The organism is Sinorhizobium americanum (genome assembly GCF_001651855.1).
Taxonomy (GTDB): Bacteria; Pseudomonadota; Alphaproteobacteria; order Rhizobiales; family Rhizobiaceae; genus Sinorhizobium; species Sinorhizobium americanum.
The window spans coordinates 43255-52809 of record NZ_LNQC01000078.1 but is presented as its reverse complement, the minus strand read 5'-3'; the positions used below and the strand labels follow the sequence as shown (position 1 = coordinate 52809).

The window sequence follows — 9555 nt, the reverse complement described above, 5'->3', positions numbered from 1 at the left end:
ACTGTCTATATTGACGTCCATATAGACAGAACATCCAGTTCGCCTCACTTCTCAGCAAGGCGGCCCTCCTCGGATGCGTACTCAGCTCCTCTGATTGAAAACAGAGGCTGAGCCCCGAGGTGATGGGCTTGGGTCAATAATCGCGCTAAGCGGCCCGAAGGGCAGATGGGGGAGCCGATTTTGTCGCTCGCGGCAAAATCGGGGGAACCGTCTGTCATTGAGGCAAGCCCATTAGCTCGGTACGATCGCCCTATGTTGAGAGAGAGAAAACTACCTCTCCGTATTGCGAAATAACGGCCGAAGGCCACATATATTCAACTCACTGAGAGGGGAAGAAAGAGCCCTGCCCTCTCTCCCCCACAAGCACTAAACCGGTCTCCCCATGCTTCGGCCCGATGGCCTGCAGCACCGGACGGCTGCGCCGACTCGGCCCCGCGGGTGGGTGATCCCCCTCCGGTTTAGCGCTTGTCCCCCTCTCTTCCGCTGTTCCGCACGAGCTCGGGAGCAGGAGCGGGGCTCCTGCCCTCCCTTCGATTTGGAAGGTTCGGGAATTAGCGCGGAGCCTGGGATTGAGGGTGCGATGACAGAAGATTTTGGAATGGAAGCCGCGGTGTCGTTGGAGGCGATGATGGAGCGGCATATAGCGGCGCTATCGGCGACTTCTGATGCGGTGCGCGAATGGGATGAACGCCGCGCGGCTGGCGGTGTGAGCAACGTGGTCTACGCAAATGCTCTGCTCGAGGTGACGAAAGGGGAAGAGGCCGCCAGGCTAAGGATCGTCGAACACCAACCGCGCGACGATCGGGAGTCAAAGCTGAAGCTAACCTACATGGCAGCTTACCTGTTCGCGACGCGGGGTGCGTTAAAGGACGAAGAGATGGCCGCTGTAATGCTTGTGGTCGATCTGTGAGGTAAACCAAAACCCGCAGATCGCGGGCTTTGTCTTGTGTTCAATGGTAGATCAGTAATAGTGCATCGCCTGCCATCCGGCCGGCGATTTAGCAAACCCTACTACGCCCGGCTGTGCTTCACGGCCTGGTTTCCAAGTGATTTGGACCGCGCAAGATACTCCTGGGCCCATAGTGTTCTTGTCACACTGGCCCAGGGTTAACGTTGCAGAAGGGAAACTTGGCTTGGCCTTCCGGAAGGCTGCAATAGCGTCGTGAACGGGTGGGATAGCAAGTTCCGGTTCCGCGGGTGTCGCGGTCTGAGCCACAGGCTCAGGTGCAGGGCAAAGAGATGGATCAGCGGAGATAGCCGCAACCAGTTCTGGTCTCGAGATGGCCTGAGCTTCAACTTTCGGCTCGGAGGTTGCAATGTAGGTGCCGCCGGCGCCAGCCGCTATACCGAGGGTGGCTGCGATCGCGATTATGGCGTTCTGGTGCATAGATTCTTCCTCTTAGGCAAGGCTAGGTGCGTAGATTGAACCAGAAGCGCTCTTCGACGCCCTTGTCGTTGGGAATATCGAAGAACCAGGGATTTGCGCGCCGCGGACGGGGGGAAGTTACCTGCACCTTGCAGCCGTTGTAGCGATTGTCGCGATTCCCGAAATGGTCGCTGTTGCCGCTGATGGACCTTACGGTCACGCCGTTACGCTGGTTGGCGTCCTCGTCACCATAGAGGCGGTTATACTCGCCGCGGTTCTCGCATCTGTCCACGACCCGGACGCATTGGTCCTCCTCGTTGCGGCGCCGCAAGCCGTTGTCGTTCCCATCATTGCTAGAGGTGGGGCGCGACCCTGCAGGGCAGTCCTCGAACTCTTGCCGGCCTGGCTCGCCGGCCTTCGCCTCGTGGCAAATGGGCCAATCAAATCCCGGCTTCGCCATTGCGGCGATCAGCCTCTTCATCGGGGGCACGCAATAGGGAACGCCCTGCCAGGACGGATTTTGCGAGGCAGCGCAAAGGAGAACCTGGCAGCCCCAGGGAGCATCTTCTGTCTTTGCTCCTGTGGGGGCGAAGGTAAGCGCAGCAAGACCGGCTGCAGCATAAAGCAGGTGTTTCATGTCTGTTGGCCCTCATGATGGTTGCCGCTGGAGACGCGTGGTCGACGAATAGCTTGTCGAGCGGTGTGGCGTGGTGCACTCGACTGCCTGCTGCGTAGATGATGGCGGCAACGAGCGCGAAGGCTGAAAACCAGAGAACCCCGATCCGAAAAAGCATCGGCTGGTTGGGAATGTCCCGGCAAAGCGGTGGAAAGGCGAATAGGCCGACGAGAAAGCTGTCCAGCGCCAGATGACGTCGATCGAGAAAGAGGACCGAGACGATCAGGAGCGCCAGGGCGAACGGACCGTGCACCCACCAGATTCGTTCCGAAACGACGATGAGCGCAAACGATAAGGGAATGGCGAGCATTAAGCTCGCCAGCGGATCGGTTGCGAATGAGCTCGCAATATGTGCGAAGTCGGGCAACTATCGGTCTGTCCTCTTGGGCTTCTTCCGCGCGTCGATGAAGGGCGGCGATATTTCGCTTTCCCGTTCGACAAGCAGGTTGAAATCAGCGATCGGCTGGCGGTCTAGCGTCTTGTCGACGGCCTTGCGACGCCACTCGTTCATGTCGAGGACGTAAGTGGCCCACATGCCATAGCGGGCCGCCATCGCGTGCTGCTGATAGACCAGGTATTGGCTGCTGTATGAATAGGGCGACGCGACACGCGCCCATCCGACACGAAGCATCTCGACCGCAATATCGCGGCCGGCTGACGTGCAGCGGGCCTGGGGGATACCGTCATTGCCATACGCGATGACGGTACATTCGACCGGTCTGCTGCCTATGGTCCTCTTGAGCCAAGCCTTCGCAAGTGGGCCGCACGGAACGGGTGGAGGCGCCTTTTGCCGCTCGCGATCCACCCACTTGGGATCAATCGCCCACTGTGGGAGCTCGCACGCGTCAATCTCGACGAGACGAACGCGCTGCGCATATTGCGGGTACCACAGTGTGCGGCCGTCCATGACGGCGACTCGGCCATTGTAGACCGCATTCTGATAGATCGGAGCTTCGCTCAATCTCTGCGGTGGCCGAGCCGCCGCGGCCGGAGTTTTGATGAGATCCGCGGCTGTCGCTGCGTGGGGGATCAAAGCGAGCGCGGCGGCTGCAAGTAGGTGTCGCTTCATTGATCTGCCTTCTTGGTTCGCGCATTCACCTCGCGGCTCAAGAGGATGGCCGGATGCTGGACGTCTTCGAACTGCCAGAGGCCGGCACGCTTATCTCGCGCAAGTTTCTCAGCCACGGCATAGGGGACGTGATAGGGCATGCCCTCACCGTTGAGGGCCGCGAAGGCGTATCCGCTCGTGATCAGGACGTTTGCCAGATCAAGCCGCTCCTTCCCAACTGTGGCGTAGCAGACGACGTAAGCGATGCCGTCTTTCTTCACCACCGGGGCGCAAACGGGTTTGGTGTCCTTGATATAGGCCGCCAGCACGGCAAGGGACGCCTCGCCGCAGTCGCGTTTCTGCCCGTGCTTGTCCGTATAGGCAGTGCCGCGCAAACAGGCCTGGACGCCATAGAGGCGGATTCTTTCACCATTGGAAACCCACGTGTCGCCCGTTTCCAGGGTGACGCCAGGAAGAAGATCGAAATAGCCTGCTGGTGCTGCAGATACGGATGTCGGCAAGAGAGCCAACAGAAGGGAAAGAGCGTTTCTCATTGACCCTTCACCCTCGGATCGGCCCACATTCCAAATGAGCCCTTCTGGCCGATCTCCTCAGCTTTGGAGAGATCCGGACGAACGGGAGTCCCATCTGGCTTTTTTGCGAGGCGGAGCGCGCCGAGCGACAAAAGCTGCTCCTCGAACATATCGACGGAGTCGAGGCTACCGGGGAAATTATAGTAGCCGTAGCAGGTGACGTTCTGGACGGGCGAACCTTGCTCGCTCACGAAGGCACGGCAAAACACGACCTTCGGGTTTTGTAACAGGATCTGAAGCTGTTGCTGCGCATAATCGGTGCAGCTCCCGGCGAAGTCTTCACTGCGATTGACCATTTCGCCCTTGCATGGCTCCAGGCCAAAAAGATGCAGTGTTGTCTTGTCATCCACGCGAAAGTCGGTCGGTGAAACGGCCTTAAATCCGGCCGTTGTTGCATAGCCCTTCCGATCGGCGACCTTCCCGCTTCCGTCGTAATATTCGAGCACAAGAACCGTCTTGCCCGGCGCTGCGAGCGATTTGATGTAATCCTTGTTGATGTCCGAGAGGGACAAAGCAGGTGTTGCGATAGCGCAACTTGCGAGTGCGGCGATGATGGTCCGTTTCATTTTCTAGCCCTTACCCATATTGCTTCATCTCGTTCCCCTGCAATAGGGGGTTTAAGTCTGCCTCGAAAAGTTGTATCGCTGAACCAAATCGATGCGACACCTTCACCAGCTTAGTTGGTTTTCATTTCGATCACAACACCGCAATTAAGGCGCGCGGCTATGGAAAAAAGGGCTAGATTTGCAGGCGTTTTGGGCTGGGCCGCTTTGGCGGGAAGCGCCCTTTTGTGCACGAGCTGGGGCCCGATTTCTTACGCCCAAGATCGGCAGGAATCTGCAGATATTGTAACAGATGAAAGCACTTGGCCTATCGACAGCAAGGCGACGCTTGCAACGAACTTCGATGAGCGCTGGCGCGGCTCAATGAAGGACTTCGTGCTAGGCGCTAATGGCGTATTAACGCAGCAAGATGTGGCTCAGAACAATGCCGACAAAAGCCCCTATGATTTGGGAGGTCTGCATCATATTGATGCCGTTTTGAGCAACTTTGCCCGCTCCGACAACGTGCCGGACAGGGTTGATGAACCGCATATTCCTACGGGCTCGATACAGCAATTTGGTTCACTTCGGCAGTGTGGCCATCCTCCGCTCAGCCCGGAAGAGGTTAAGTCTCTGGTTGTGCAGACGGCGCGCAAATATCGCGTCGATGAAGTCTTCGCGACGGCCATCGCCTGGGCGGAGAGCGGCTTTGACCAAAGCCGCAATTCCCCAAAGGGCGCGCGCGGACCGATGCAGCTCATGCCTGCTACGGCTGCGCGGTTCGGCGTCAGGGACATCTGTGATCCCGCTCAGAACATTGAGGGCGGGATGAAGTACCTGCGGTTTCTGCTTGATGAGTTTCAGAATCCGCTCCTGGTCGCCGCTGCCTACAACAGCGGCGAGCAGCGGATCTACCAACACGGCGGCATCCCGCCGTTCCAGGAAACAGTCGGATACGTCGCCAGGGTGGTGAACTACCAACTCGGGCTGCCAATGCCGTCGGCGAAAGGCAAGGCGAGGCTGGCTACCGCTGCGCAGACGGTCTCGGATGCGAGTGACAGCGGCGACGCCGGTGTCATCGCCGTGAAGAAGACCGGCAAGTTTGTCGGCGGTGTCATGCACTTTTGAAGGAGAGAAACATGCAATTTGAAATGCAAACGAAGAAGTCTCAGGCGGTGAAGCTCGCTGCCACGCTCGGCATCGTGGCGGCATTCCAAGTCGCGGGAGCTGATGTGGCTCTGGCGCAGAGTGCAGGCGGCGCGTTCGGGCCGCTGCAGACGGCGGTGCAGATGATCGTTGATTTCATCACCGGCCCGTTCGGTCGGCTGCTCGCGATCATTGCCGTTATCGGACTTGGCTTTCTGGCATTCGCCGGACGCTTGTCGTGGTTCACTGCCGGCGCGGTCGTGATGGGAATTGGTCTGGTGTTTGGCGCACCCGCGATCGTCGACGAGATGATCTCAGCGGTCGGCCAGTGACCGATGAGTGAATTTCAGGACGAAAAACCAGCTCTGACGCCGTTGGTGATCGGGTTAACCCGGTCCCCGACGCTTTGGGGCGTGCCCTACATGGCGGTGGTGCTGATCGTTGGCGTCACCATCATCGGCTGGCTTGCAACGAACGACCTCCTGGCGTTGCTTATCGCGCCGGTTGCTTACCTTGTCCTGTTCTCGCTCTGCACCTGGGACAACAGGATCCTCGACGTGATGCAGGTGACGTCCCGCAAGACGCCCCGCACGCCCAACAAGCGCTTTTGGGGCACCAACTCTTACGGACCGTGACCATGCTGAAAGTCGTCAAAGAAGAGCTTGGATTCGGCCGGGTCGCCAGCAATGAGCGGCCCATGTCGACTCATATTCCGTATCTCCGACACGTCTCCGACACAGTGATCGGGCTGGAAAACGGCTCGCTCCTGAGCGTCATTAAACTGGATGGGCTGTTCTTCCAGACAGAAGACCAGGCAGAGCTCAACATGCGGTCGGTCGTGCAAAACACGATGATCCGTGCGTTGGGCTCGAGCCGCTATTCTATTTGGTCAACGGTAATCCGTCGAGAGGTTGTGACAGAAATCGGTGGCGCGTTCGACGCTCCATTCTGCGACCTGCTGAACAAGCGCTACATGGAGCAATTGCGCCACAAGCGCATGTTCACGAACGAAATTTACCTGACCATTGTGCGGTCGGGAATGCGGGGCGCTCTCGGCGTTGGCGACTCGCTCAATCGGCTCTTCGACAAGGCAAACAAAGACTCCCGCGTCCAGCAAACGCGCGAAGATGTCACGGAGCTCGAGGAGCTGATCGGCAACATCGTGCGCGATCTGCATAAGTACGGAGCGCGCGCGCTCGGTATCACCTATCGTGGCAGAAAAGACGCTGAGGCCAAGATCGAAGGGCAGGAAGAGAAGGAGAAGGGTGAGCCCTACTCCGAACCCTGCGAATTCTTCAACACGATCCTGACCTGCGGAGTGCCGCGCAAGATGCGCTTGCCGCGCATGGGGATCCGCAATTACGTCGGCACGTCCCGACTGCATTTCAGCAAGCGGACGATGCAGGCTCAAGCGGCTGTCGATGGAAGCACCCGCTTTGGAGCCCTTTTGTCCGTGAAGGAATACCCACCCTTCACCGGGCCGGGAATGCTGGACGGCCTGTTGCAGGTGAACCATGAGTTCATTCTCACGCAATCCTTCACAATCGCCGACAAGCCGATTGCGCAAGAGCGGATTAGCCGTTTGCAACGACAAATCAGAGCGTCGGACGAATCTGGTAGCTCGGTCGAGCAGGATATCGACTATGCGCTCAATAGCCTGATGAACCAGGAGGCCGTTTTTGGCTTCCATCACCTTTCGCTCCTGTGCCTTTCGCGCGATCTCGAAGGCCTCAGCCGCACGGTTTCGGAACTCGGCGCCCGCCTCACCGACATGAACATCACTTGGCTTCGCGAGGATCTGAACCTCGAGGCCGGCTTTTGGGCGCAATTGCCAGGGAACCACAGCTACATCGCCCGCAAGGCAATGCTGTCGAGCGCGAACTTTTCCGGCCTGTCCTCCATGCACAATTTCGCGACGGGACAGGCCGATCGCACCCATTGGGGCTTGCCGATCACGATTCTAGAGACCACGTCGCAAACACCGTACTGGTTCAATTTCCATCGCCGCGACATCGGCCACTTCCTTGTCACCGGGCCGACCGGTTCCGGCAAAACGGTTGCCCTGACGTTTCTGCTGGCGCAGGCAATGCGCGTTTCACCGACGCCAAAAGCGGTGTTCTTTGACAAGGACCGCGGCGCCGAAATCTTCGTGAGGGCGATCGGCGGCTCCTATGAGGTGCTGTCACCGGGGACGCCAACAGGTTTCAACCCGCTGCAGCTCGATAACACCGGCCCTAACCGAGAATTTCTCCTTCGTCTCTTGAAGGCAATGTTGCGCTCCGGAGATCGCGACGACTTCACTCAGGAAGACGAGGATACGCTTGAAAGGGCAATCGTCCGCCTGATGCAGGAACCTGCGGCGGAGCGCAATCTGCCAAATCTGGCTGGCCTGCTGGTCGGACGGTCGCGGGCGGATGCAAACGACCTTCACGCACGTCTTCGGCCGTGGATCGATGGTGAAAAGGCGTGGCTCTTCAACGCTTCGCATGACGTCCTCTCCTTCTCGGGTCGCAGCGTGTTTGGGTTCGACATGACGAACATCCTCGGGAATGAGGATCTTCGCACGCCGGCGCTGATGTACCTCTATCATCGCCTTAACGAGCTGCTCGACGGAAACCCGGTCATGTTCTTCATGGACGAGGGCTGGCAGCTCCTTATGGACGAGACCTTTTCGGCGTTCATCGTCGACAAGATGAAAACCATCCGCAAGCTCAACGGCATTGTTGGCTTCGGCACCCAGTCCGCGGCGGATATCGCCAAGGCAAAGGCTTCGCATACGCTGATTGAGCAGTCGGCGACGAACATTCACTTTCCGAACCCGCGGGCAGACGAAGAGAGCTATATCAAGCGCTTTGGCCTGACGGTGAAGGAATTCAACTTCATCAAGAACACTCCGCCCGAAAAGCGAACTTTCCTGATCAAGCACGGCAATGACTCGGTCATCGCTCGGCTCGATCTCTCCGCCATGCCCGATCTCGTGAAGGTGCTTTCCGGCCGCAAGGAGACCGTCGAGGAGTGCGCGGCGCTTCGGGACCAATATGGCGACGAGCCTGAAAATTGGCTCGCTGAATTTTGCGGATGGGAGAAGGCCGAATGAGGAAGAGTCCTGCTTTGTGGGTGATTTCTGCGCTGTGGCTTGGTGCCTCCGGAACGGCGCACTCTCAGGTGCCGGTGCTTGACGGCAAGGTGCTCGAGACCGACACCAAACGCGACCAGACGACGACGGAAATCGAGAAGACGGATAGTGACCGTCATTCCGTCAGCAAGAGCGTGACCTGCTCGATGTATCGTCCAGGTCGCAGCGGTGACGCCGCTTCCGCTGCAACGGCCAACCCGGAAATCACCGGGCTTGTGAAGCGAGTGGCCCAGGAAGAAGGCGTCGGCGAAAGCCTCTTCATGGCGCTTGTCTATCAGGAAAGCCGGTTCAATCCGTGTGCGGAATCGCCGGTCGGCGCCATCGGGCTTTCTCAGCTTATGCCGGGTACGGCAAAGGATCTCGGGGTCAATCCCTATGACATGGAAGACAATCTTCGTGGCGGCGCGCGCTATCTGAAGCAGCAGCTTCGCCGTTTCAACGGCAACACCAATCTCGCACTGGCCGCCTATAACGCGGGTCCTGGTAGCGTCCAGAAGTGGGGCGGAATCCCGCCTTTCAAGGAAACGCAGGGGTATGTGGCGAACATCACCCAAAAGTGGCTTCCTGCCTTTGGCGGCTCAGACGTTGCCAGCATTCCGGCGAATTATGGTGGCGGTTCTACCGCCTTCACCGGCATGCGGGACTCCACCGTCAACTCCATGGCGACGTCCCAGGCGATCGGGGAAAGCAGCGGGAATGTTGCCTCCTGGCTGCAGCAGTTGGGCGCCATGTCCAGCGGGACCACTCAGGACAGTTGGGACCATAATTCGGGCGCGCGAAACGCCAACCTCGAAATGATGAATCAGGTCATCCGCCTCGGCACGACAATGGCGGATCTCATGAATTCTCGAAGTGCGGTCGATGTCGGCAATCTTTCCGGCGCATCACGTACGAGCGACTTCAAGAAGGATGACGATGCGACGGACCGCGAAACGACCGGTGTTTGCGATCCTCGCGAGGGGCTTGAATGGAGCCCGCCAGAAAAGGCTTGCGTCCAGAAGCGGGAGCGCGAAGCCAACGTAGATCTGATGTTGACCGCTCAATGAGG

The 9555-nt window shown here is 58.7% G+C and carries 10 protein-coding genes; 6 read left to right on the top strand and 4 right to left on the bottom strand.

The window, feature by feature from the left end; genetic code table 11:
* The first annotated feature begins 580 nt into the window (after positions 1-580).
* Positions 581-910 carry a hypothetical protein gene (locus ATC00_RS27355; RefSeq protein WP_064255167.1) on the top strand — a complete coding sequence of 110 codons (330 nt, stop codon included), beginning with the start codon at positions 581-583 and terminating at the stop codon, positions 908-910.
* A gap of 499 nt (positions 911-1409) precedes the next feature.
* Here the strand turns inward: ATC00_RS27355 and ATC00_RS27345 are convergent, their stop codons facing one another.
* The 4 genes from ATC00_RS27345 to ATC00_RS27330 form a co-directional block, all read right to left on the bottom strand.
* Complete coding sequence (locus ATC00_RS27345; protein WP_064255165.1) at positions 1410-2003, bottom strand: hypothetical protein; 594 nt, start codon at positions 2001-2003, stop codon at positions 1410-1412.
* Positions 2004-2409: 406 nt separating this feature from the next.
* Positions 2410-3111: a thermonuclease family protein gene (locus ATC00_RS27340; RefSeq protein WP_064255164.1), complete on the bottom strand. Its 702-nt coding sequence runs from the start codon at positions 3109-3111 to the stop codon at positions 2410-2412.
* The gene (locus ATC00_RS27335; RefSeq protein WP_064255163.1) at positions 3108-3644 is read right to left on the bottom strand and encodes a thermonuclease family protein; all 537 of its coding nucleotides are present in this window, start codon (positions 3642-3644) and stop codon (positions 3108-3110) included. The genes ATC00_RS27340 and ATC00_RS27335 overlap by 4 nt, the downstream gene beginning before the upstream one ends.
* Positions 3641-4249, bottom strand: a complete 609-nt coding sequence (locus ATC00_RS27330; protein WP_027997197.1) for a hypothetical protein — start codon at positions 4247-4249, stop codon at positions 3641-3643. The genes ATC00_RS27335 and ATC00_RS27330 overlap by 4 nt, the downstream gene beginning before the upstream one ends.
* A 222-nt stretch (positions 4250-4471) precedes the next feature.
* Here ATC00_RS27330 and ATC00_RS27325 point away from each other — a divergent pair, with 222 nt between their 5' ends.
* The 5 genes from ATC00_RS27325 to ATC00_RS27305 are packed head-to-tail and all read left to right on the top strand — an operon-like array spanning position 4472 to position 9553.
* On the top strand, positions 4472-5353 hold the full coding sequence (locus tag ATC00_RS27325; RefSeq protein WP_064255169.1) for a lytic transglycosylase domain-containing protein: 882 nt from the start codon (positions 4472-4474) through the stop codon (positions 5351-5353).
* Positions 5354-5364: 11 nt separating this feature from the next.
* A complete protein-coding gene (locus ATC00_RS27320; protein WP_064255162.1) occupies positions 5365-5703 on the top strand; it encodes a TrbC/VirB2 family type IV secretion system protein in 339 nt (112 codons plus the stop codon).
* A gap of 3 nt (positions 5704-5706) precedes the next feature.
* Positions 5707-6006, top strand: coding sequence for a VirB3 family type IV secretion system protein (locus ATC00_RS27315; RefSeq protein WP_014531077.1), 300 nt, complete (start codon positions 5707-5709; stop codon positions 6004-6006).
* A gap of 2 nt (positions 6007-6008) precedes the next feature.
* Entirely contained in the window at positions 6009-8468 is a 2460-nt protein-coding gene (locus ATC00_RS27310) for a VirB4 family type IV secretion/conjugal transfer ATPase (protein ID WP_064255161.1), read from the top strand.
* On the top strand, positions 8465-9553 hold the full coding sequence (locus ATC00_RS27305; protein ID WP_064255160.1) for a lytic transglycosylase domain-containing protein: 1089 nt from the start codon (positions 8465-8467) through the stop codon (positions 9551-9553). Before ATC00_RS27310 ends, ATC00_RS27305 begins: the two co-directional genes overlap by 4 nt.
* Positions 9554-9555 lie beyond the last annotated feature (2 nt).

What these genes read in the sequence shown, in the direction of transcription:
- ATC00_RS27335 (WP_064255163.1), bottom strand. Translation starts at nt 3,644, where the DNA reads ATGAGAAACGCTCTTTCCCTTCTGTTGGCTCTCTTGCCGACATCCGTA.
- ATC00_RS27315 (WP_014531077.1), top strand. Translation starts at nt 5,707, where the DNA reads ATGAGTGAATTTCAGGACGAAAAACCAGCTCTGACGCCGTTGGTGATC.
- ATC00_RS27330 (WP_027997197.1), bottom strand. Translation starts at nt 4,249, where the DNA reads ATGAAACGGACCATCATCGCCGCACTCGCAAGTTGCGCTATCGCAACA.
- ATC00_RS27310 (WP_064255161.1), top strand. Translation starts at nt 6,009, where the DNA reads ATGCTGAAAGTCGTCAAAGAAGAGCTTGGATTCGGCCGGGTCGCCAGC.
- ATC00_RS27305 (WP_064255160.1), top strand. Translation starts at nt 8,465, where the DNA reads ATGAGGAAGAGTCCTGCTTTGTGGGTGATTTCTGCGCTGTGGCTTGGT.
- ATC00_RS27340 (WP_064255164.1), bottom strand. Translation starts at nt 3,111, where the DNA reads ATGAAGCGACACCTACTTGCAGCCGCCGCGCTCGCTTTGATCCCCCAC.
- ATC00_RS27345 (WP_064255165.1), bottom strand. Translation starts at nt 2,003, where the DNA reads ATGAAACACCTGCTTTATGCTGCAGCCGGTCTTGCTGCGCTTACCTTC.
- ATC00_RS27355 (WP_064255167.1), top strand. Translation starts at nt 581, where the DNA reads ATGACAGAAGATTTTGGAATGGAAGCCGCGGTGTCGTTGGAGGCGATG.
- ATC00_RS27320 (WP_064255162.1), top strand. Translation starts at nt 5,365, where the DNA reads ATGCAATTTGAAATGCAAACGAAGAAGTCTCAGGCGGTGAAGCTCGCT.